Annotated in this window: 22 protein-coding genes; all 22 read right to left on the bottom strand. The window is 31.0% G+C overall.

All coding sequences use genetic code 11. The annotated features are described in order from the left end of the window. Positions 1–88 precede the first annotated feature (88 nt). Positions 89–1354, bottom strand: coding sequence for a lipopolysaccharide biosynthesis protein (locus tag EDF66_RS18335; protein ID WP_132844154.1), 1266 nt, complete (start codon positions 1352–1354; stop codon positions 89–91). Further along, a complete protein-coding gene (locus EDF66_RS18340; RefSeq protein WP_132844155.1) occupies positions 1344–2384 on the bottom strand; it encodes a hypothetical protein in 1041 nt (346 codons plus the stop codon). The genes EDF66_RS18335 and EDF66_RS18340 overlap by 11 nt, the downstream gene beginning before the upstream one ends. A gap of 4 nt (positions 2385–2388) precedes the next feature. After that, positions 2389–3399, bottom strand: coding sequence for a hypothetical protein (locus EDF66_RS18345; RefSeq protein ID WP_132844157.1), 1011 nt, complete (start codon positions 3397–3399; stop codon positions 2389–2391). Beyond that, positions 3386–4075, bottom strand: a complete 690-nt coding sequence (locus tag EDF66_RS18350) for a cytidylyltransferase domain-containing protein (RefSeq protein ID WP_132844158.1) — start codon at positions 4073–4075, stop codon at positions 3386–3388. The genes EDF66_RS18345 and EDF66_RS18350 overlap by 14 nt, the downstream gene beginning before the upstream one ends. A gap of 109 nt (positions 4076–4184) precedes the next feature. Then, positions 4185–5234: a nucleotidyltransferase family protein gene (locus tag EDF66_RS18355; protein WP_132844160.1), complete on the bottom strand. Its 1050-nt coding sequence runs from the start codon at positions 5232–5234 to the stop codon at positions 4185–4187. Positions 5235–5237: 3 nt separating this feature from the next. Continuing rightward, complete coding sequence (neuC, locus tag EDF66_RS18360; protein ID WP_132844161.1) at positions 5238–6398, bottom strand: UDP-N-acetylglucosamine 2-epimerase; 1161 nt, start codon at positions 6396–6398, stop codon at positions 5238–5240. Further along, a complete protein-coding gene (neuB, locus tag EDF66_RS18365; protein WP_132844163.1) occupies positions 6399–7412 on the bottom strand; it encodes an N-acetylneuraminate synthase in 1014 nt (337 codons plus the stop codon). It abuts the gene before it with no gap. Next, entirely contained in the window at positions 7412–8032 is a 621-nt protein-coding gene (locus tag EDF66_RS18370) for an acetyltransferase (protein WP_132844164.1), read from the bottom strand. The genes neuB and EDF66_RS18370 overlap by 1 nt, the downstream gene beginning before the upstream one ends. Position 8033: 1 nt before the next feature. Continuing rightward, positions 8034–9176 carry a LegC family aminotransferase gene (locus EDF66_RS18375; protein ID WP_132844166.1) on the bottom strand — a complete coding sequence of 381 codons (1143 nt, stop codon included), beginning with the start codon at positions 9174–9176 and terminating at the stop codon, positions 8034–8036. 2 nt (positions 9177–9178) lie between these two features. Continuing rightward, positions 9179–10360 (bottom strand): UDP-N-acetylglucosamine 4,6-dehydratase, encoded by a 1182-nt coding sequence (locus tag EDF66_RS18380; RefSeq protein ID WP_243656080.1) that lies wholly within the window; start codon positions 10358–10360, stop codon positions 9179–9181. Positions 10361–10368: 8 nt separating this feature from the next. Then, a complete protein-coding gene (locus EDF66_RS18385) occupies positions 10369–11655 on the bottom strand; it encodes a nucleotide sugar dehydrogenase (RefSeq protein ID WP_132844169.1) in 1287 nt (428 codons plus the stop codon). Positions 11656–11715: 60 nt separating this feature from the next. After that, positions 11716–12258: a winged helix-turn-helix domain-containing protein gene (locus EDF66_RS18390; RefSeq protein WP_243656081.1), complete on the bottom strand. Its 543-nt coding sequence runs from the start codon at positions 12256–12258 to the stop codon at positions 11716–11718. A 571-nt stretch (positions 12259–12829) separates the two neighbouring features. Continuing rightward, a complete protein-coding gene (locus tag EDF66_RS18395) occupies positions 12830–13738 on the bottom strand; it encodes an NAD-dependent epimerase/dehydratase family protein (RefSeq protein WP_165902462.1) in 909 nt (302 codons plus the stop codon). A gap of 721 nt (positions 13739–14459) precedes the next feature. Continuing rightward, on the bottom strand, positions 14460–15212 hold the full coding sequence (locus tag EDF66_RS18400) for a glycosyltransferase family 2 protein (protein ID WP_207898678.1): 753 nt from the start codon (positions 15210–15212) through the stop codon (positions 14460–14462). Positions 15213–15261: 49 nt separating this feature from the next. Beyond that, positions 15262–16362, bottom strand: coding sequence for a glycosyltransferase (locus tag EDF66_RS18405; RefSeq protein WP_132844171.1), 1101 nt, complete (start codon positions 16360–16362; stop codon positions 15262–15264). Between the two features lie 17 nt (positions 16363–16379). Continuing rightward, positions 16380–17669, bottom strand: a complete 1290-nt coding sequence (locus tag EDF66_RS18410) for a hypothetical protein (protein ID WP_132844173.1) — start codon at positions 17667–17669, stop codon at positions 16380–16382. After that, positions 17656–18627: a glycosyltransferase family 2 protein gene (locus EDF66_RS18415; protein ID WP_132844174.1), complete on the bottom strand. Its 972-nt coding sequence runs from the start codon at positions 18625–18627 to the stop codon at positions 17656–17658. Before EDF66_RS18415 ends, EDF66_RS18410 begins: the two co-directional genes overlap by 14 nt. A gap of 101 nt (positions 18628–18728) precedes the next feature. Continuing rightward, on the bottom strand, positions 18729–19853 hold the full coding sequence (locus tag EDF66_RS18420; protein WP_132844176.1) for a hypothetical protein: 1125 nt from the start codon (positions 19851–19853) through the stop codon (positions 18729–18731). Then, positions 19853–20896 carry a non-hydrolyzing UDP-N-acetylglucosamine 2-epimerase gene (wecB, locus tag EDF66_RS18425; RefSeq protein ID WP_132844178.1) on the bottom strand — a complete coding sequence of 348 codons (1044 nt, stop codon included), beginning with the start codon at positions 20894–20896 and terminating at the stop codon, positions 19853–19855. The genes EDF66_RS18420 and wecB overlap by 1 nt, the downstream gene beginning before the upstream one ends. Positions 20897–20954: 58 nt before the next feature. Further along, positions 20955–22388 (bottom strand): MOP flippase family protein, encoded by a 1434-nt coding sequence (locus EDF66_RS18430; RefSeq protein WP_132844179.1) that lies wholly within the window; start codon positions 22386–22388, stop codon positions 20955–20957. A gap of 5 nt (positions 22389–22393) precedes the next feature. Next, the gene (locus tag EDF66_RS18435) at positions 22394–23551 is read right to left on the bottom strand and encodes a glycosyltransferase (RefSeq protein ID WP_132844181.1); all 1158 of its coding nucleotides are present in this window, start codon (positions 23549–23551) and stop codon (positions 22394–22396) included. Between the two features lie 301 nt (positions 23552–23852). Beyond that, positions 23853–25502 (bottom strand): asparagine synthase, encoded by a 1650-nt coding sequence (locus EDF66_RS18440; RefSeq protein ID WP_132844182.1) that lies wholly within the window; start codon positions 25500–25502, stop codon positions 23853–23855. Between the last annotated feature and the right edge of the window lie 154 nt (positions 25503–25656).

Genomic DNA, 25656 nt, shown 5'->3' on the forward strand with positions numbered 1-25656 from the left:
TAATAATACAATTTTTAAAACCATTTTAATTACTTTAATTAACTAACTAATCTTAACACCCACCTATTTTAATAATTGAAATACTTTATTATTTAAAATTCGGCTTATATGCTTCATGAAGCATTTTATAGGACATATAAAATGTTATTGTAAGCATTATTACCCATGAATAAGCATTTACTTGGGCCGCAAAAACTATTCCTTCATTTTCTAGAAATAAATAATTACACACAATACTAAATATTACTGCAGGTAAGGATGCAAAAGTCAACAGCCAATTCTTTTTATAATATTTAATAATTGGAGTTGCCAACCAATAAAATGATTGCAAGATATTTGAGAAAATCATCCAACCTATTAACTTCTCACTCCCAATATACTTTTCACCTAGAATATAAACTATTGAATATTTCAGGACGAAATAATACACAAACCCAATTAATAGAAATGAAAACATAATGTATGAAATATTTTTTTTGAATGAAGTTATATTTAGTTGAAAATTACCCAGTTTCTTAAATACATATGGAACCCAAGCAGAATTAAAAGAAACCGCAAGAATTTGTAGCACCGAAACAATCTGAAAAGCAGCTGCGTATAAAGCCACGGAATCATTATTCAATTTATTACTAATCAGAAAGCGATCAGATAAAGCGAAGAGATAGGCCAAAATAGTATTTAGGACAAGCGGTAGAGAATAAGTGAAAATTTCTTTAACATGAATAAAGTAAACTTTCATCTTAAACCTATATTTTTTTCTCAATAAAGCTATTCCACAAATACCGAAGAAGCAAAAGCTAAATAACTCAGTAATTAAAATGTTTCTCAAATTTAATATACCAACAAAATACAGAGATATTGCAATGCTAAAATAAAGTACTGATTGAGATATAACTAATACTGCAAATAATCTATTATTTCCTTCACATCGCAGTAATCCTCGTTCAATATTATTTATTGCAGTAAAAAAACTTATTAATATTGCTATTAAAAGAAAGCTAGACTTTATGTCAAATAAATCCTGAAAAATTGAACTTGGCAACATTAAAACCAAAACCAAAAAAAATAAACATAGCCCTAACATAAATATCAATCCTGAAAAAATATATTCCGATAAAACCTCCTTCGAACTTTCATAATATTTCCTAATGACTGCTTCAGAAGAATTAAATCCTATAAGCGGAATAAAAATGCCAATTGATGCCTTAATTAGATTATAGATCCCAAAATCATTCATGCTTAATTCTCTTGTAAAAAGGGGTAATAATAAAAAAGGGAACACCTTATTTATAAAATTTATTACAGTATAAATTAAGGAAGATTTAAATAAGTTATTTGATAATTTAAGCTTCATTATTCTTCTTGAAAATATTTGAATAATATTGTTGAACAGTATTTACAGTGTCCTTAAATGAAGCATTTAAAAACTGTGAATCAATCCATTGAAAGGTTATATTAGTCTCTGGGAATATTTTATTTAGAGAGAATAAAGCAGTGGAATAAAATGATAAAATCTCCTTCGGAACTATCTTATTTTTAACGAAAAATAATTCAACTATACTATCTATCCTTAAAATTTCAATCGAATATTTATCAAATAGTATTTTTAAATCAAATAAGTTTTCAAATCTATGTGGAATATATACAATCTGCCCTTCCTTGCATTTTTGTTCAAATATTTCTTCTAATAAAAAAAGATAAGTCGATAAATCTTTTACTACCATTGCATTTACCAGATTAGTGCCGATAAAATATATCTTCGATTGATCTTCAACAATATTATTCGAGTTTAAAAATAATTTTAACGCGTCAAATGAATGTCCGATATATTCATTCCTATTTTTGGGTTTAAAATTAAACATTGTAAACCAATGAAGCTTAATTGTTTTTTTATCTGCCAAGTTAAAAATGTAAGAAATTATCAGTTTCAAACTATTTGAAAAGCTTCTCAAAGAATGAGGATCTATTAATTCATTAGTATTAACAAAATCTTGATTCTGTTTTAATGTTGCGGCCCCATCATCTAAATTATAAATTTTATTAAAATTGATATTACAAATTGCAATTTGATTTGAATACTCATTAATATGTCCGATAAATAATTTTTCAAACCTTCCACGACTCAACTTTTTTATAGTGTAAAATTTTTTTATAAAAAATTGAGCATTGTATTTATACTTTAGATAGTCAACTTTAACATTGAATTTATCTAAAAAAAATTGAAGCACAGATTCAATCTGGTCATTTTGAATGGTATTTGATCCTTTATATATTAAAAATATATTTTCTTGATTACCTAATTCCATTTTGTTAATTGCTTCAAAAGCGCTTAGAACTTGAAAAGGTGAAGAAACTATAAAAATATTTCTAGTATTGGTTTCCATTATTTTATAATATTTTTTTTTGACTAACTGTGCAAATAAATAGTAAAGTTACTGGAATTAAATAACGAGGAGCAAATATTGGTGATATACAAAATACTATTAAATATATAAATGCGAAATAGACGAAATCATTTGATAGCCACTGCTTTCTTTTAATAACTATGTAAAGCAATAGTAGATTAAAGACACTCTGCGAAAAAACAAATAGATTATTATATAGATCAGAAAAATCTAACATTTTTTGAAACCGGAATACTAAACCACCAAATAGAAATAATGCTTTAGGGATAAACACTAGACAATATCCAAATAATTGGTTCTGAATTGATATTAAAAAACTATAAAGCCCAGAACCTTCTGTTGCTTTCGAAGCACCCAAAGTAGCAACATTATCCACATGCTCAAATAATGAAATATTTAATGGATAAATTACAGAAACACCAATAATCATAATTAACAAACTCTTAAGTCGATTCTTTCTAAAAGGATTTGCAGGCGATGTTATAAATGCAAAAATTAAGCACACTAAAGTCATTTGCCACCTTACTAAAATCGAAAGAAGAACTCCTAAAATTAAATATTTTAGTTTTTTATTAGCATTATATTGAAGAAGTAAAGAGATAACCAAAAAAGAGAATATTTCCTTATTAATCCCAATAACACTACCAATCATCAAAGGGCTTAAGATTATTAATAGTAAAAATTTATTATTATTCAGTTGATAATTTTTTATTACTCCATAAAAAGAAACATATAGGACTAACATATTTAATAAAAATACCAAGTAAAAATTACCTGAAAAAATTTTCAAAATCATTAAAGGACCAATTAAATTCCAATTAAGTGCGATTAATTCAGAAATACTGTATCCCATGTTATACAACAACATGTAAGTTTCTGAATCCGCAAAAAACTCAAAATCAATTTTCTCCTCGATAGCGTTTATCCCCCAAATGTTAAGAAACATGAGGCAGAAAAAAAAGTATAAAATAAATATAAAATTATATCCCTTCATGTTTTTGTATTAAAAATTGCACTATATTGAAATCTAACAAATCATCGATATCAAAAGATACTTCCTTTTTCATAATATAAGCGTAAGTATTATCGGAATATAAAGTCCTATTTTTTAAAAAAAAATTAGAATTTATTAAATAGATCGAACCATTTGGATAATAAGCTTTTTTAGATTCTTGTCTATTTGAACTAACAGTCTCCTCAAAAATTCTACTTATTCTACCTTCCTCATTAACAAATTTATTCCAAAAAATAGAATGACTATTTTCAGTAAATGAAATTATCGAATCAGCATTTTGATTTTTATACATTGCATAAGCTTCTCTTATATGCTCCACATTTCTTAATGGACTAGTAGGCTGAAGAACAATAAAAGATTCATAACTTTTATCAAAATTGATTTTTAAATAATTAAGAACATATTCTAATACATCTAAAGTTGTCGAATTATCTTCAGCCAAATGAGATGGTCTTAATTCAGGAACCCATGCTCCGTAGTTTCTTGCAACCTCTGCAATTTCTGGACAATCAGTTGTTACAAAGACATCCGTAATTTCTTTGCACAATAAAGCTTGTTCAATTGTATAGGCAATCAATGGTTTATTATTCAACAATTTTATATTTTTCCCAGGAAGTCCTTTGGAGCCTCCTCTCGCTGGAATTATTGCTAACATTTATACATTATTAATTTTTTTCACTTTTCTTACAACAGATTTTTCATAATATTTACATATGTAAACAAATTATATTTAGATCAATATGAAACATCATCTTGGCATAAATTTATAATTTTATATGTTTAATATCTTCTTGAGCTTTTTTGAAATCCTCATGTTTTCCAATATCTAACCAGTATCCATTGATCGGGTAGGTTATCAGTTTTAGATTCATTTCAATAATTCGATTTATCAAATCCGTGATATCAAAAAATTGATCTTCAGGAATCATTTTTAATAAATCTTTCTTAATGATATAAATCCCTGCATTAGAAAAATAAGTGTAACGTGGTTTCTCTTTTAACGATTTTACGATATTTGACTCATTAACCTCAAGTACGCCATAAGGAATATCTACTTGATAAGAAGTTGCTGCGACAGCCATATCAGCTTCTGAGTCTTTATAAGTTTTAAAAAAGTCAGCATAGTCAATATTAGTCAACAAATCTGAATTCATCACCAAAATATCCTCATGTTCAAAATTTTCGACTAATAAGATTGATCCAATTGTCCCTAAGGGCTTATTTTCACGGACATAGCGTATATTTAAATTACGATTTGCTCCATCTCCAAAATAATCGACCAATTGGTCTCCCAAATAATTAATGCTCAAATTCACATTCTTTATTCCGACTTTTTGCAATCGATCAATATTATATTCTATAATTGGTTTTTCACCAACTTTTAATAGCGGTTTTGGTGTTGTTTCCGTTAAAGGACGTAAACGCTTCCCTTCTCCTCCTGCCATTAAAACTGCATCCGCAGGAATAATTGTAGATTGTAGTCTAAAATTAAGAATATCAACGATGATATGATTTTCATTGACAATTGGAAGTATTTTAAAATGATTTGCTTTAAAAACTTCTAGTTTATCTAAACTATAGCTATTGGCTAAAATATATTTAGGTGATGTTTGAACAAAATCACAAAGTTGATTATTAAAATCTAGACCTTTGATAAATCCCCTGCGTAAATCACCATCAGTTAATGAGCCTAAAAGCTTACTATCAGTATCTACAACAAATAAAATAGCATCTGAAGCTAAACTATCGAGTTTAATTAAAGCTTCTCGAACGGAACGAGATTGCAATATCGTATGTCTTTCAACAATATTCATATTTTAAAAGGCTATATTATGAAATTTCTTTATTTTTAAATCCTGAAAATCTAATTGGGAAAGAGCTTGGAGAACTTTATCCGAAGTTCCTCCTTGACCATATGGATTATGTATATTTTTTAATGACTTCTTAAAAGCGCTGTCTGATATCTTTTGAAAAGCCTCTAAAATTTCTTCTAAATCGACCTTACAATTTACAACGCTGGTGGCTTGTGTACGACCTCTTTGTCTGTCTCCTATATTAATGGTAGCTGTACCTAAAGAAGGTGCTTCAATGATTCCACTTGAACTATTTCCAACAATAGCATCACATATTTTTACAGCAGATAAAAACCGTAAGCTCCCTAGTGAACTGTAAGCAGACGAGATGGTATTATTTTCAGCAACAAACTGATCAATCATTTGATTAATAATGCGTCCATTTGTATCTGCATTTGCTTTTGTGAAAATAAAATAACTATCCTTTTGTTGACGTATCGCCTTCAATAAAATATTAAATTGCTCTTCTGAACTTATATCTGATAAAGTCTCAGGGTGAAAAGTAATTTGATAATTATATTTTTTAAAACCAATCCCTAGACTATTCTCCAATTCTTCACGACTCATTAAAGGTAGGTCGACAATATTATCTAGACCAATAGCTCCTACATTATAAACCTGATTTGGGAGTTCACCCATTTGAATCAATCTTTGACGATACTCTTCTGTAGAAGTAAAGTGAATTGAACTCAATTTGCTAATAGCATGTCTTATAGCATCATCGTATGCCCCTTCTGTTATTTCACCACCATGTAAATGTATAATTGGAATAGTAAAAATAGTTGCGGCAGAAGCTACAGATAACATCTCATATCGATCACCTAAAATGATGATTGCATTCGGCAAAAGACGATTGAATATATCAGCAAAACCAATCTGAGCTAATCCCATCGATTTAACAATACCAGTTGGCGTATCTGATGATAATAACATTTCAACCTTATCATTTATTTTAAATCCATCTGATTCAATAAATTGATAAGTCAAACCGAATTCAGGAGACAAATGAGCACCCGTCGCTACAATTTGTAATTCAAATTGATCATTTTCTTGTAGCTTATGCATTAATGGCTTCAATAAACCATACTCCGCTCGTGTTCCTGTTACAATACAGATTTTCTTCATCTACAATTCAATTAGTTCATCTTCCTCGAAATCTTGTTTTGCAACTTTTCCAATAACTTGATCCCAATCCATTGGAGAAATACCTGTCCCAGGTCTTTTTACAGTTAAGTTTTCATTGGTAAATACCTCACCCTTTTGAATATTTTGCTTTGCAATAATACTTTTTCTAGCAATAGCCATATTCTTTGCCTCCGAAGCACTTGGTTCTTTAAGACCAGTTCCTGAAATTGCTGCTTCAATATTTCGGATCGCAGAAACCATAGCCTTTAATTCAGTTGGTTCTAATGAAGCAGCATGATCTGGACCTGCCATCGTCTTATCTAAAGTGAAATGCTTTTCAATAATCTGAGCTCCTAGCGCAACAGCTGCAATTGGGACTTCAATACCTAATGTATGATCAGAATAACCAATTTCTGTAGCGAAAGTATCAGCAATATGAAGCATTGCTTTCAAATTAACATCGAGCATTGGTGTTGGATATTCAGTATTACAATGTAAAATTGTAATTCTATCTTTAGATAGTCCTGATTTTAAAAAGACATCTACCGCTAGGCGAATATCTTCAAGCGTACACATTCCGGTTGACAGAATTACTTCTTCAAAAAGCAAGGCAGCTTTTCGCAGGTAGGGTAGATTCGTAATTTCTCCTGAAGGAATTTTCACCAATTTAAGGCCAATTTCAGATAAATAATCAAGTGACTCTAGGTCAAATGCTGTCGAAAAAAATTGAATATTCCTATCTTGGCAATAGGAAATTAGCTTTTCGTGATCGGCATGAGAAAGTTCCAATTTTTTCAGCATATCCAATTGAGAATCCTGACTATCTCCTGTATTCTGAATTTGGTAATCAGCTTTTTTTGCTGATTTAGAAACAAGTTTATCAGCTTTGAATGTTTGAAACTTGACATAATCTACACCTGCATCTACAGCAGCGTCAACAAGTTTAAAAGCATTTTCAAGACTGCCATTATGATTAACTCCAGCTTCTGCAATAATTATAACTTTGTTTTTCATTATCTTAATTTTTTAGCTGGATTTCCAACCCAGACTTCTCCATTTGGAATATCTTTCAAAACTACACTGCCAGCTCCAACAACAACATTTTCCCCAATACAAACTCCTTGCTTGACAACGGTATTAGCACCTATAAATGTCTTACGTCCAACTGTTACTTGTCCAGCTAATACGGAACCTGGACCTAAATGAACAAAATCAGAAATTTGACATTCATGCTCAACGATAGATCCGGAATTAATAATACAATAGCAACCAATTGTTGCTAATGCATTTATAGTAGCCTGTGGTCCAATAAAATTCCCAATTCCAATTTTAACAAAATTTGCAATTGTGCTATTTGGATGAATAATATTTAATATTTTTTTTTCCCCCTTATTTATAATATTTCTTACAATAAGTTCTCTAATAGTATTATCACCAATACCCAAAATGTAGCTATCAGCTATATCCCAATTAAATGTATCTTTTGATTCATCGCCGATATATTGTAAATTAAATGGATTATTCTGCTTCTCTGATAAATCACTATAGAATTGGATATGCAAATTACTTTTTAAACTTGCGTCCAACACTACATATGAATGTCCAGAATATCCAATAATCGCAATATTTTCCATTTTACCTTACGCTACTAGGAATATTAACGATTCTTTCTTCTAAAAATTCCGCATTTTTTTGAGCATCCCTTTGACAGTGGGTATACATTGGCAAACGGTACATCAAATTCCAAATTGGACGTGTCATAATTCCTGCTTCATTTGTATACTTAAGAAAGTCTTCTCTTTCAGCCTTATTATTCAACTCAACACACATTAACCAATAATTAGCTTTGGACTCTGGTAATTCTTCTCTGAATTTGATCCCTAATTCTTGAAATAATGCGGAATATGCTGTTGCTAAGTCTCTTTTATCTGCCAAAAATCCGCCCAATTCTTCTAATTGCGCACAAGCCAATGCTGCGTTCAAATTTGGCATTCTAAAATTATATCCTAATTCGTCATGAAAAAACTCGTAAGGATGTGGTCTTTTCGCAGTTGTCGTTAAATATTTAGCATGTTTACCTATTTCAATGTCATTGGTAACAATAACACCACCACCACCAGAAGTAATCGTTTTATTTCCATTAAATGAAAAGCCACTGATAAGCCCCATTGAACCTGTATGCTTACCTTTGTAATAGCTTCCTAAAGATTCTGCAGCATCTTCAACTACAGGAATCTGCCATTTATTACAGATAGCTAATAATTCATCTAAATGCACAGGAAAACCAAATGTATGCATTGGCATGCAAGCCGCTATTCTTTTACCTGTTAATTTATTATAACAGCCACCTTCACGAAGTTCTCCAAATTCTTCTAAAAATGCGGCAACCGCTGTCGGCGACAGTCCCATGGTATCTAAATCGACATCAATAAAGATGGGGGTAGCTTGATTATATACGATAGCATTTGCAGTTGCTATAAATGTCAATGCCTGGGTAATAACTTCATCTCCTGCAGAAACACCTGACAATCGCAATGCAACCTGCAAGGATGAAGTCCCATTAACAACCGCAATAGCCTTACTAGTTTGCGTTACCTCCTGCATCATAACTTCGAACTGATCTACATAAGCACCTACTGAAGATACAAATGTTGAATCAATCGTGTCAAGAACATATTTTTTTTCGTTGCCCCGAAATCTAGGTTCGTGCAAAGGGATAAACTTATCAGTTTTATATTGATCTCTAACAAAAGAGATGAGTTGACTAATTTTTTCCATTATTACATTTTTGCATCTAGATATTTCCCTGTTTCTTTATGTCCAAAGTCGGGGATCATTTGATTAAACAACTCCACTATTTCTTCCTTACCCCAAGCGCCATTCTGTTTCAGATTATTTATAGTGTTTTCGAATAACTGTATTTTAGCAGTGTCCTCGTTCAACTCATTTTTTATAACACCTAAATTTTTGAAACGATCCATATCCAATGTTTCATTGGATGTAAAGAACTCTTCAAAGTCCTTTTCTCCCGTTGTATCACTTTTTGTAAAAAGACATGGCCATTTGCCTTCTTGCGGTAAACTATCAATCAAAGTTCTTGCTTCATCCTCACTATCACAAAGATAAGGCTCGTAACCAATACCTTTTAAATACTGAACTGCAATTTCAGCAAAAGTAATTAGATGAAGATTTTCACTTAATTTTGGGAAAAATATATCGCGATTTTCGCCAAAAATACAGGACATCAAACAAAGTTCTCCTGATTCCTTAGGAATTACAAAATATCTTTTAATATCATTGGGAGCAACTATAGGTTGCTTTTTTTCAATTCTTTTATTAAATCCATGCAATAGAGAACCATCAGAAAAAGCGACATTTGCAAAACGCGCTGTCGAAATGTTGATTTCTTTACTTCTACGCATTAAGAACATTTCCATAATACGTTTTGAAGCCCCCATCATATTGACAGGGTTAGCGGCTTTATCTGTAGATACACAGAAATATTTTTTAACTCCTTTATCAATAGATTGCTGAATTGTTTTGTCGGTATTAAAGATGTTCACATCAATCATTCGCATCAATGTGTAAGGATCCTTCTCACTTCGAACATGTTTCAGGGCAGATAAATTCAAAACATAATCGTAATCCCCGTCTGCATTCCAGAATGCATCATATTCAATAGATCCAATATCTAATGCAAAGGTCTGAAAATCACCATCAATATAACCAAAACTACTCCTAATATCACGGACTAATTCAACCATATTGTTTTCGCTGATATCAACGACATGTAACTTTTTTGGATTTCTCTTAAAAATTTCTTTTGTAGTTGCCGAACCAATTGAGCCCGCCCCTCCAATTACTAAAAATTTAGACGAGCGAACTATTTCCTGTAATTCGTTCTCATGTTTTTCAATATCACTATTGAAAAGCTCTTGATTTCTTCCGATTAATTTTAACATTTCCATACTTATAACCTTCCATCAACTTGAGATCTGTCCAAACATGCTTTTATATCAAAAACCACAGCCTTTTCTTTCTTTAAGTTCGTTAAATCCATTGTTAGGAATTCATTATGAGAAACAGCAAGTACGATTGCATCATATCTGACATCCAGATCTAATGCGGATAAAACACCAACTCCATACTCATGTTTTACCTCGTCTTCATTTGCCCAAGGATCGTATATATCAACACTTACACCATATTCTTTTAGTTCGTTGTATACATCTACAACTTTTGTGTTACGAACATCAGGACAGTTCTCTTTAAATGTAACACCAAGAATTAAAGCGTTTGCTGTACTGACTTTAATATCCTTTTTGATCATCAGTTTTACGACTTTAGAAGCAATAAATTCTGCAACAGAATCGTTAACCCGTCTACCCGATAAAATAACATTAGGATGATAGCCTAATTGAACAGCTTTATGAGCCAAATAATATGGATCAACTGAGATACAATGACCTCCAACTAAACCTGGCTTGTACTTAAGAAAGTTAAATTTGGTTCCTGCAGCATCCAATACGTCATTTGTATCTATCCCAATACGATCAAATATTAATGCCAACTCATTGACAAAAGAAATATTAACATCACGTTGCGCATTTTCAATGGCCTTAGAAGCCTCTGCAACTTTAATATTTGGCGCCTTATGGGTTCCTGCTGTAACAATAGTTTTGTATAATTGATCAACTTCTTCCGCAATCTCAGGTGTTGACCCTGAAGTTACTTTTTTAATTGTTGTGAGTGTGTTCACTTTATCTCCTGGAACGATACGTTCTGGTGAATAACCAACGAAAAAATCTTCATTAAATTTCAGTCCAGAAATTTTCTCTAATACAGGAACACAATCTTCTTCTGTACAACCAGGGAAAACAGTCGATTCATAAATAACAATATCACCTTTTGAAATAACTTTAGCTAACATCTCTGTAGCCTTGATCAATGGAGTCAGATCAGGTGCATTATAACGATCGATGGGAGTAGGAACAGTGACAATAAAGATTTGAACATCTTCTAAATCTGATAAGTTATAAGAAGCCTTATATCCCTTTTCGAAAGATGTGATTTTAGCCAGCTCCAAACCATTGGTTAATTTATCTAAATCAGCCTCCAAGGTTCTATCTTTTCCTTGGTTTAGTTCTTCTACTCGGTCTTTGCTAATATCAAAACCGATTACAGGGAAATGATGTGAGAATTCTATAGCTAAAGGTAGCCCTACATAACCTTGTCCAATAATTGCTATTTTTTTCATGTAAGTGTTAATTTCTAATATATATTAACTTCAATAATGTATGTCTAATAAATAAGAACTCTATTTTGTATACAAAATAATGCGCTGTCCTTCTTGCGGATTAATATTGAAATAAAGTTTAATTTCCTTATTGAGCTTTTCCGCAACCTTTGCCGCTAACTGCAATAAATATGCCTGATTTATATTTTCCCCGAAAATTATCACCTCGATTAGGCCAGAATCTAAGCCTTTGGCATAATCACCGATTAAACTAACGGACTCAACCCCACCTGATCTAGATAAGACTTGATCAACAACATCTTCAATACCTAAAAAAGTATGAATTAATTTCTGAAGGGGCTTGAATAAAGAGTGTTGTGTGTTGGCGCGATAAAGAATTTTGTTTTTCTCTGATTTCTTTTCCAGATAACCTGCATCTTCCAATTGATTCAATTCTTTACGAATAGCATTGGTCGATTCCTGAAACTCATCAGCTAATCCTCTAAGATATCCCTGATTGCTCGCTGATACAAAAAATTTGATCAGTAGCTTCAGTCTTGTTTTTGAAGTTATTAGCGAATCTAACATCAGATTGATTAGTTTATGAGCAACAAAAGTACTCATCAGTAATTAAAAATCCAAATTAAAAAATTGTTAACAATTTAATGCTTATTTAATTGAAAAATCTAGTAAGTACGCAGTTCTTTAAATTATGTTAACCAAATAAAACAAAATATAGTAAATTAACAAAAACAGTGACTACAAATGAAGACAACATGTTATTAAGAAATTAATAATGTTTTGCTCTAAGCCACCCTGAAAAGCATTAGAATATGGTGTTAAATTGGTTAGAAAAACAGTTAAAGTTTTTACCTTGTAATCTCTTATACTGATAAGGTATAAGCAAAATAATAATTGCATTAGTAACAATTACTATAGCTCCCATTAAGCTATATCATGAAAGATTGTAATCACTAAACGACACTTTATTCCACAATAGTGTTGCCCATAGAAGAGCAATATGATCGCTTTTGAGTAACAGCTATCTATATAACACAGCGTTCTATTACTTCTTTAGTCTGAAATGCAGTTCTATTTTTAAAATGAGTGGATAGTTTCTCATAAACCTTCTTTTGCAACCATTGCTAAACAAGACATAGAAGAAATTACAGAAGTTAGTTCAATAAATCTGTTATCACTCTTGTTGAAATGATCGAATAGTTTCTCTCAACCCTTCTTTAGCTGTGCGCGGTAAACGTTGAATTGATAAAGCTATCTTTATTTTTTTATTGGAAACAACCAACGTGCTCGTTAATTTTTTGAGGCGCCAAGTATTCAAAGGCAATGATGTTCGATCACCGATTTTAGATATCCACCTCACTAAACTCTTAGGTAACGGCAGGCAGGGTGTACTAAAACCTGTCTCTTCTTTAATGACCTTAATAATTTCATTGGATGATAACGTTTCATCATCAGCCAGATGATAAATACCAGACTCCATCTTGTCTTTTTTAAACAGGATTTGTTCAATAAAAAAACAAAAATTTTCTACAGAAAGAAATGACCGCTTATTTTTAAATTGAGTTAATGGATAAGGAATACCTTTATTTACCATTCGGTACAATTGATTGAGATTTCCTTTGTCCCCTTCACCATGAACCATTGGCGGACGCAAAATGATAAGCTTTTTACCAAAAGGTAAAGTTTGCTTAAGAAGCCACTCTTCTGCCGCGCGTTTAGATTTACCATATGGAGAAACAGGATTATAGGAGGCCCCTTCAGATAATGGATTAGTAGCTTCAACCTCTTCAATGGCGGCAAGAGAACTAATATGAATAAATACACTTGCTCCTGAAGCAATAAATATTTGAAATGCCTTTTTTGCCAATTCAAGATTAGCATAGTAAAAATCAGATTCGGTCGCTCTACCCGTAAAATCATGAGCTTTACCCACTAAATTAATAATGCAATTCGGATTAAAAGGCTCATTCATCCAGTCTAAATTCCTCATAGAAACAAACTTACAAGTGAATGAATCAACTAATTTATTATCTAGATGACTCCCTATAAAGCCCTTATTTCCTCCTAAAATTAACACTTTCATTCTTTAAGCTTTTATAACCGCTATATTATTAATTTTAAACTATTTACCTTTTTATGATCAATTTTTACCATCTGAATTTCAAAACTATTAATGCATTGGTTGTCTGTTAAAGTATATATTACTATAAACGAAGAAAACTATCCTGAATAATAATCAAAAATCCACACACCTTAAAAAGCTTAATCGAATCTTAAATATTGCATCTGCAATATTCCATTTCCCCTTATTAAGATTCTTTTAACAAAGAAATAATTAAACTAAATCATAACGCTGTGACCCTAGTCTCTTGTAATACATAAAAAATTCTGTAACAAACAATATTATAACAGAAAAGATACATAACGTATACTTAGTTAATATTTACAGAGACAAATATACTTATATTTACTCGATTTATTTACTTAACGTTAAATCTATGTAAAATGCTACAGGTGAGATTGATAATTTCTCAATAATGTGAATTTAAAGCTCTTTTGGGCCATTTTTTTTTAAAAGAAATGCAAAATCTAGTCTCGTGTCAACTAAATACAAACAGATATTAGCCTTATTTTTTAATGAGATATAAAATTAAAATGACATTTATTATATAAAATGCTCTAATTATAATTGACTCAAAATTTACTAGCTTGTAATAAGGCTACACATGAAATAAAAATTCTTAACATATTTTATAAATTCTGCGATCTACCTTTATCAATGTAATTAGACATTGCAAATAGCACTATTTAATATATTTTAAGAATGAATTTGCAGCATAAAATGAAAAGTAATAGAGCGATTTTAATAAGGGTAATTTCTGAATCTTACGGTAAATGCTCCAAGTATATCCAATTACTTTTATCTTATTACCAGAAGCAGTTTTACCATGAATTCTATAGAATGCTAATGGCAAAGAAATACCATAACTTTGGTAACCATCTTTTAAAATCTCCAACCAACATGCAAAATCTTCATGCCCTATTTGTTTAAAAAAACGTTTCCCGACCTTTGTAACATCATACATAGCTGTTAAACAGCCTATTTCATTATGCTTTAATAAAGCTTTATAATTTACAGATTTGCTTACTTGGATCACTTTTGAAATTATATCTCCATCAATATTTATTTTTTGATAAGCGGTATGAGAAAATGCATAATCATGTTTCTTCATGAAAGAGATTTGAAGTTCAAGTTTCTCAGAAAACCATAGATCATCACTATCTAAAAATGAAACATAATCTCCATTTGCAATTGCTATCCCAGTATTTCGCGCATTGGCGATCCCACCATTTAATTCTAAATGAACCGCCCGGATTCGGGAATCTTGATTTGCATAAAAATCAATGATTTCTCCTGTGTTGTCCAATGAGGCATCATTGACTAAAATTAATTCCCAATTAGTATAGGTTTGCGCAATTACAGATTGAATAGTCGCAGTAATTAAATGTCCTGAATTGTAACAGGGAGTTATAATAGATATTAAACTTGATTTCATTAATGATATGCTTGCAATTAAAAATTCAGAATAATTAATATGTAATAGATTAAACAGGTTTGATATATTTATCTTCGGTAATCGTGTAAAATAACTTTTCCCACTTTTCAATAACATTATTTTTGTAGAAAGGTTCAATAGACGAACGAACGGTATCTGAATCGAAAATACCGTTGGAAAGGCATAATAAACGCATTTTTTCACAAAAAAGCTGATTATCATCCATCTGAATTAAATACCCATTGATACCATTTCGGACAATGTTTTTAGGACCATAACCCGCGTCAAATGAAATACATGGGATTCCTAAACCCATCGCTTCTAAAAACACCATGCCAAAGCCTTCGATCGAAGATGTGGAAAAGAGACATATTGAGTGTTTAAACATCTGCAGTGGATCAGAAACGCCTTGAATGATCTCAACATAATCTTCTAAATCATGATGAACAAGATATGATTTCACTTCATTTTCTAAAGGTCCATATCCATATATTCTAAGTTTTATACCTGCTTTATATAACTGACTTTCCATATATAATTGAATAGCTAAGATTGGACGTTTTTCATTAGAAAGACGACCTATCCAAGTAATATACTTTTTATCATTAGAAGCATCTACGAAATTGGGGTCGATGAAATTGGGAATAAACTCTGAACGAATACCGGCCTCCTTGTAATATTGTGCATCTTCAGGTGTTAAGCCAATCATAACATCCAGCCTTCTTTTTAAATAATCAATAAGTTTCTGCCCATATGAAACTCGATAAGTTGTAGCGGTATGATCACATCCTATTACGTGGTGCGATTGTCTGAATAACGAGAATAAAATATTCAATGGAGGAGAACTGGTAATGAATATACTATCGCTCGTATGTTTATTAAGAAATTTTTGAATGGGGCAATAAGCATTTGTAAACCATCTTATTTTATTTACTCCGGCCAACTGCCGTGTATCATAATATTGTAAATCTAGCTCAATCAATTGCACGGCACTAACCAAGGGATATGCTAACGTATGCACTTTACCTAAACTCAAAATTGAAACCGACCAACCCCGTTCGGATAAGGCATTTGCCAACATTGAAATCACTTTCAACACTCCGCCTAGGTCTGAAATATCAAATGTATGTACAACAAAAATAATTTTCATAAAAATTTGTAATGGGACTATTGCTTATTGATAAGCTGTTTGTTATTTTCAACAAAAGAATAGCAGACAAAAAATAGCATGGTTTGTATGATGGGCATAAATAATAAAACTTCACCTTTATACTGCAACACTAAGGTATAGCCCAAAATAGTAATAAAAAACAGACCTAAATTTAAATCTTCAAATCTACACCTTTTTCGCAATTCAGATAATACGATCTGAAAAGGTTTAAAAAAATAAAAGAGATGCCCAAAAAGAATAAGTATAAGTCCAAAAATTCCATAAAACAACACATTTCGCATAATACCTGAATCTGTGTGTCGGTAATATGCTCCATCTGCTCCCGTATAATGACCATCACCCAAGAAAAATGTTTCCCATGAAATCGGGAAATACATCTGCTCTAAGACATCTCCAGATTCTGTACTTACACTACCCGTATCTAAATAGCTATAAACAAACTCAAAAGCATAAGGTAAAAGCTGATTCTCAACAATTTCTTTTAAATTATCGGGCAAAAGAAAAGTGTATAGTAAAAATGAAAAAGATAAAATGATCAATAACAGCTTACCGAAATTAGCAATTTTTTGTAGCCTATTTCCAAATGACATGAAATAAAAACACACCGCAGCCCCTAGCCCGACGAATGCTGTTCTTCCCGCAAAAAAACTACCAATAAAAAGTATGATAAATAATAATACATTTATGAATGAAAAGAAATCCTTAGACCTTTGATGAATAATATAATAGAAAAAAACTATAAATATAAGACCAAAACCTGCCGCCAGATCAAAAAATGGATTACCGGTTAAACCCAATGCGCGTATTCCTCCCATATCTTTAGAAGAGACTGCTTCTTTCTGAAAAAATTCAACAATATTTTTTACTGCGGGAGTAGTTAAAGCAGCAATTTCAATTAACGATTGGAGAAAGAAAATGGTTATTAATAATAATAAAATAGTTAAGAATCGATCTTCGTATTCTTTATCATATATTAAAATGGGATAAATATAACAAGAACACAAAATTAGAAAAAAAGTGAGAACATATGGTTTTATGATGCTGAAGTCAAACGTGAAATGCAAAAATCCAGGTATCAAACCAAATAAAATCAATGTTACAAAGACACAGATTAATCGGACAGTGTATTTGTTTCTTAAAGTAGATACAAGTGTAGATAGCAATGCTGGATAAAGTAAATATACTATACTCGCGATTAAAATAGCAAGAAATGATGAGTTGTAAATTATTGGAATTGGAAAATTAAACACAACAAAAAACAACAATATGACTTTAATTAAATGCATGCTTCATTTTTTTATACAAAAAAAATAACAATCCAGTATAAGTATAGCTCGTAAATAAATATAACCAAAATTCTTTTAATGTATGCTTCGATAATACAAAGGTTCCAAACCAGCGCTCTGATAAGAGCATTTTCAATCTAAAACTTTTATTTGTCAATATTCTACGATAAACCCCTTTTAAGATCATGGGATTAACCAAGTCAAAATTACTCCGGTACATAGAATAGGTATACTGATCAATTTCTCCATCACTTAAGTTATAACCGTCCAGTTGAAAAAGAAGTGAATAAATAGATTTTAAGGCCTGATGCCGACGCAAATTGTCCGCCTGTGATTTACGAGTTTCACTTGTTTCTAATAGGCGATATTTTATGAGTTTATCTGGCAAATTATAAAATTTAGTCTGCTTACTTAATTTTACCCATAGTGCATAATCCTCTACTTGATAGAATTCAGAATCGTAAATTGGCATTAAATCCTTTCGAATCATTACCGATGGATGTATCATTGGAGAATCAATAAACAGCGAACATTTAATGTCTATGTCAGAAATGGGTTTTTCAAAATCCCCCACGATAATATCATCTTGTATAAAAACCCCGGAAGTACCGACAACACCGTAATCTAAATTAGCTTCTAAATATTCCACCTGTTTCTCAAATCTTAAAGGCAATAAAATATCATCGGCATCCATACGGGCAATATACATACCTTTAGCTAATGAAATACCATAATTGAGCGACGCAATCAAACCTTTATTCGCTTGATTAATAACTACAATTCTAGGATCATTAAACTCATTAATTTTTTTTAAACTATCATCTTGTGAACCATCGTTTATTATAATAAGCTCGAAACTAGAATAAGTTTGCTCAAGAACACTATTTATTGCCGCACCTATAAACTTCTCTGCATTATAAACAGGCAGAACGACAGATACTAAAACATTGCGTTTCATAAATTAATAAAATTATAAAAAAAATACCCTTCCGAGATAATGTCTTCGTCAAGTGTAGAAATATTTATATATGTAATATTCAATTTTTATACTCGTACCATTTATAAACGATTTGAGACGTAGTGATCACCAATCACTTTACTCAAAAAAATGAGCCTCTCATCTTCCTTTACTTCCGTTGAAACCAGAGAGTGAACAAGATCAAGATTAATACGTTGACCTTTCCACTTCTCTATAAACCCCTCAATATCACCTAAATGACCATCAATACAATTTTCTTCATTAGGAAGTTGTAAAACAAAATCTTGATTATTAAGATCTTTGTCCTCATAAGCTATGATTATTGGCAAACCCAATGACAGATATTCCCGAACTTTAAGAGGACAGGCTTGATTCATTTCATTCCTATGCAGGGCTAAAGACCCAACTCCTATATCAGCAATACTATAAAGATCAGCTAATTCATCCTTCCCTAAAAAACCCATTTGTTTAAGATTAGGCAATGATACATCAGAAACAATCGGACCAACTAAATAAAAAGAATACTGCGGATAATGTGAAGCCATTTTCACAAATTTATCGATACCGTGCCAAGTACAATCTGGAGAACCTACAAATATGATATTAATAGAAGAGTTTAGAGTTTTCTTTTGATTTATTATATCAATATCTATATGAATACTATTACCAATTGTAACAGTCGGCTTATTATATTTAATATATGTTGTCGAGATTTCGTCAGTAACCCCGATAAATCCATCAATCCTTTTATTCAAATAAGGTTGGAAAAGATTATAAAATAACCTTAATGCAAAACCACAGAATTTTAACTCTTTTTCCAATAGAGTATTAGACTCGAGAACAACTGGATATTTACTAAACATCGCGGTAATCCTCGGGAAAGCAACCATTTCCCTCATGTATATGACATCAGGCTTTATTGTCGCTATATAATTCTTAACAGAACTAGTACTCAAAAATTTATTGATGAAATTCAATTCTCCTTTTGAAAAAAAGGAACTAGCTTTTTTATTTTTATAAATAAAAACGTCTTTCGCAACAGAAGTTAATAGTAATTTATCTCCACTAAAATTCACCTCAGAGGGTATTGATACCACATAGACATCATTTCCTTTCATGGTCCAAGACTCTACTTGCTGATTAAGTTTATTTAAAACTCCACTAGGTTTATCGAGGTTAACCTCTGTTATGTAAACTATTCTCATTAAATATTTTTTGTAATTATATTCACGATCTCCTTTGCAGCATGTCCATCTCCATAGAGACCTCTTTGATAGTTAACGGGGCTCCGTTTCAATATTTCGGGTATGATCGACAAGTTTTGGAAAACTAATGTATTCCATCCTCCAATTAATGTCTCAGCCCATTCAGTTTCACTTCTAATTGTTATACATTTTTTACCCAGCATATAAGCTTCTTTCTGCATACCACCGCTATCTGTGATAATTGCACTTGCAAAGCTCTGATACGATACCGATTCAATATAGCCAACAGGTGCTATAAAGTCAATATTAGTATACATATTAATATCAATTCCAAATGTTTTAATTCTGGAAACAGTACGCGGATGTACCGCAAATACCACTTTTTTGTCGAGACCTTGAAAAGTATCTATTATTTTTATCAACCTTTCTTCATCATCAGTATTATAAGGTCTATGCAATGTCGCAAAATAATATTCTTCTATTACTTTTCTTTCCACTTTATCTTTCACCAAAGATAAAGTGTCGCTCATAACATCTCCCGTAAGAAAAATCCCTTCGTGAGTTATGCCCTCTTTTCTTAAATTCTCAATAGCTTGAGAAGTAGGACAAAATAATAATTTTGAAAACTCATCTGCGATTATTCTATTCACCTCCTCAGGCATGGCTCGATTATAGCTTCTTAGTCCAGCTTCAACATGAATAATAGGAATATTCATTTTTACTGCTACTATTGCGCCTGCGAGGGTACTGTTTGTATCACCATAAATTAGAATAGCATTAGGCTTTTCTTTTTGAAATACGCGCTCTATTTCGGTCATCATAATACCCGTTTGCTCTCCCTGGGATTTGCTACCTCCAATGTCAAATAAATAATCGGGCTGTTTCATTCCCAATTCGTTAAAAAAGACATCGCTCATATTTTGGTCATAATGCTGCCCCGTATGAATTGTCTTCGCTTCAAAATATTTCTGCAACTCAAGCTGCATTGGAGCATGCTTGATAAACTGAGGCCTAGCACCAATTATTGATATAATCTTTCTCATTCTTACAATGTTAAATTTATCCAATTCCAATAGTATTATTAATAATTTAATTTTTCCGTTATTTTACTATTAATCGAATAACATCTTTTACTAAGCCTTTATTAAATATAAAATAATAACCAATATAGAAAAGTAGAAAAAGGACTATTAATAAAATCTGACCAGCAATTGGAATAACAAAAGAAGTACTAATAAATAAAAAGACTAAACCTAATATTAGTACTACAATTAAACTTTCTAAAAAAGTATTCACATATTCCATTAAGGACAATCCACTAAGTTTGAAAGCGGCAATACGCCAAAAAACAAATAAAAAGAAAACATACAAAATTGATTGGGACCAAGCAACGACATTAATCCCAAATTGACTAGTAATGAGAACTACGACAACTGAAATCGTTACTCTAAATATTGTCCAAATGAAACCAATATCTGTTCTGCCTTTAGCTATAATTAGTACAGATGACACGCTGCTTATAGATCCGCAAATACCAACTAATATCATCAACTTTATAAATAAACCAACTTGGGCAAAAGCTGAAGAATATAGCAAATCAACAATCACATCTGAAAACACATACATGATAGCATATATAGGGATTGTAATCAAAGAAACTAATTTTAAAACTTTAGCAAAGTTTATTTTGACCTTATCCAAATCATTTTGAATTTTAGAAAATGCTGCAGAAACAACACTTATTACCAAAGAATTAATCAACAAGAATGGTTTTAGCACTAATTCTTTTGCGACATTATAAATACCTAATGCCTCCATTCCAAAAAATCGACCAATTAGAAAAACATCTATTTTTGATGACACATAATCCATTATTTGCGTCCCTAGCTGATATCCCCCTATCATTACAAAAGGTCGAACTTCTTTAAAGTTAAAATAAAACTTGATTATTTTATTCTTACGTCCATAAAAAACATAAACCATTTGATTAATAAACGATTGAACCAATTGTCCAATAACTAAACTATATAATCCAAAATTATTAAAAGCAAGAAGCAAGGTTATCAGAAAACCAATGATCACGGAAACTATAGATATCTTAGAGATAAACTGAAAATCAAGTTCTTTCGTTTTGATTGTTTGAAAAATTTTTCCAAAAGAATTTATAACAATTTGAACTCCTAAAAGTGGTATTATAGTATTTAAGATATTCTCATTATAAAACTTTGCTAAAAATGGAGTGATTCCACAAAGAACTAAAAAAATAAATATACTAGCTATTATATTTAACCAGTACAATGTGGAATATTCTTCATTCGTAATATTTTGTTTATGTATAATTCCTACAGCCAACCCTAAATTAGAAAATATCTCTGTAAAACCGATGATCATCGAAGCAATCGCAAGAATACCAAAATCACTTTTGTCAAGAAGATATGTTAATAACGATAACTGAATAATCTGAACAGTCGTTCTAATAATAGTGGATAAAGAAGACCATTTAATTCCAGAAGTTGTTTTTTCAACTAAACCCATCTTAATTATCTTTCATTAATAGGAAAAGCGCTAAAAAAATCTGCCCATTGTTTTCCTTTTACATCCCATCCTTGATTTCTAATAAATGCTTTTAAAGGTGGCGAAATTTTATAATTAGGCTTCTTGTATAACTCTAAAATCAAACCTCCAAGTTCATCAAAACTATTAAAAATAGAATAAGGAATTTCGTGTTTTTCTAAATCTGGATAACGTGTCCATCTTCCATTCAAAACTTTTGTATCAGTTAAAAGATACTCTTGCACACTTCCCGAAAAAGCATCTGTAGGCTGACCATGAATAAAAATATCAGAGCATTTACGTAAATAAACCATATCATCATCAGACAGAAAATTTTTCATAATTCGATACGAAATACCGGTCTCTATCAATTGTTGTTCTATTCGACAAATATATTCTTCACTACCTGAATATGTCATAGGAAATAACAATAAAAGGTCTTCATTTATATCATTTTTTATTTCATTAATTGCTTGGATAATCTGAGAATGATTTTGTAAGTGTGCCCCGTTATATCCACATGTAATAATATATTTACCTTCCAGGTTTAGCCTAACTTTAGCCTCTTCGCGAGTTACGTTTTCATGCTTACTAATATTAACGATAACATCTGAGCCGAAACCCAAATTTATGAACTTATCATCTTCAAGCTTAAATATTGCTTTTATATCTTTTTTAAATTGTATTTCCGGGGCAGAAACAAATGAACACTTATCATATAAACTTTTCAATTTTTTAAATTTGGAACTTTTAAAACGATAAACATCACTGCCCCAAGGTGACAGCATAATTGTAGTTCCTATCTTAGTAAGATAATGCCACAGAAAATAAGCGTCCTCTGTAATAAAATGTATATTAATTAGATCATACTTTCTAACATCTATTTGCTTAATCGATTTTCTAAAATCAACAAACTTACGTATGACCCCTCTTATAATGGGGAAATTATATATAAAAGCTGGAAAGCTCCTTTCACAATAAAACACATTGTTATAAGGCATGTTATCTGAATCCAGCCCGCTAGGATACGAAGTATCAAAAACGTCTATTTCTATTTTTCCTAACGCATACTTTTGAGCGTTTAATACCAAATTAATCAGATGTTGACTATTAGCATTTCCTACTATCAATATTCTTTTCACCATTTTTCAATTAAAACCTATTTGACTTATGTACTCATTACATTATCCAATTTCTTTTCACAATGTAGAACTTTCAAGAAGTACTTCAACATTACTTTATACCTTATCCGAAAGGCTTTATGTACTTCTGTAGCACAACCCAGATTACCAATCGTATCTAATTAATAATATAAACCATTTTATTCAACACTCAAATTTTTCAACTACAATATCCATTAGGTACGCAGTTATAAAAATATCTACCCCTTTTGAAACAAGCAGATTGAAAAACACACAATCTAATCTATTGATTATCTTATAATTATTAAAAATAATTTTTAATAACGCTTAGAAACGATAAAACTTGATTCTTTTCAATCGCATTTCCATTGATATAGAGCTCTTTACAAATTGAACGAAGTTCAACATCTTCGACTTTATCAATATAATTACAATAATAATTATCTTTAAACTCTCTAAGATCAGAATTTGTATGATACCAATACTCAATTGGGTTCATATTGTCTTTTGTAGGAAGTTTACGATTTTTATTAAAAATTTTTTTGAAAATAATTGGAACCACGTCTTTAATTGGAATTTTTCTTCCAAGAATTGATATATAGAAAGGTTCACTTTTAAGATTTCGTCCCGTTTTCTCCCAAACATAATTAGCTGCTTTTGGATACATTTTGAGAATCCACTTTCTATATAATCTATGATCCATACGCAAACTAATAGGAATAGAAAAGCAATAATCTAGTAAATCGATGTCATAAAAGGGCGATAAAGTTTCAGCGTAGTAATTACTTGTGATGAGCCCACTATTTGCTCCATTCAAGCCACGTTGATAGAACATTTCTATCTCCTTTTCTTCAAATGAGTCGAATTTTCTATCTATTCCCACGAGATTAATCCCCTTTTTTGAATAAGCTCCTCCTAAACTATTTAACTCACTGCGATCAAGGCTAGAGATAAAGCTTCCGATAACAACATCACCTAGCTGACCAGTATGTATGATTCCAAAATTTTGAAAATTTAAAACTTTCATTAAACTGTTAGTATGTGCTAAACCAAAATATAAAACATTTCCACCAGATATGCTGGTGATAAAATCAATATCTTTTAAAAAAATCCCATTGTCTAAAGACTTGAATATCCACTCATGTCTAAGATCTGAGGATATTTTTTTTGGTATTAATTCATCAAGGTAATCTGATTGAGAAAAGGTAAAGTTCATCTGATTTTTATACCCCATTTCATTTGCAACCATTGATGTCATTCTCGAGTCAAGCCCGCCACTTAATCCAACTAAATGCCTTTTACCTAATTGAACATCAGCTTCAAATTGTCTTGTTACAGCATTTCTAAACAAAAAATCTAATCTTGATATAATTTCATCCTCAGAAAAATCATCAATAGCAATTTTTTTCGAAGACAATTTGTAATATTGTTCTACTTCAATCTCACAGTCTAAATTTACTTTAATTATAGATCCGGGCTTAAGTTTTTTAACATCTTCAAGTATTGTATAATCATCAAGCATATATCCATAAGACAATAACATCTTCACGGACGAGGCACTTAATTTTGGACTTTCTGTATAAAAGGAATTAAAATAGTTTGAAACTATTATTTTAGATTTACCGACCTTATAATAAATATTTTTAGTACCTAAATGATCATTAAATATATAAATACAATTAGCACCTTTATCGTATATATAACCATAAAAGCTCCCTCTGAGCTGTTTAAGAATAAGCTTATCACTATACAATTTAGCAGAGAAATCCTTAATAAAATTTTTCATTTGATAAGCTTGAAGTAACTCAGCCTTATTTGTGATTACTCCTTGAATAAAGATTTCATAAAGTTCTGTAGAATAAAAGAAATCATCAAAAACAGTAGATTGAGTGCTAATTATATCTCTATCAATCAAAAAAGATCTATTTTCTAAAGAAACTATTAAACTTTGCATAAATATAAAACTACTAAAATTTCCTATTTTTAATTAACATATGGGTATGGCTTATTACACAAACCTAGCTAGATTCAACAGATCTCAATAGTGCAAAAGACTTGTTTATTCACAGCATTGGTTGGATTAAAGATTTACCTTTCCCGACCTTTTT

It is taken from the genome of Sphingobacterium sp. JUb20, assembly GCF_004342035.1.
In the GTDB taxonomy this organism is placed as follows: Bacteria; Bacteroidota; Bacteroidia; order Sphingobacteriales; family Sphingobacteriaceae; genus Sphingobacterium; species Sphingobacterium anhuiense.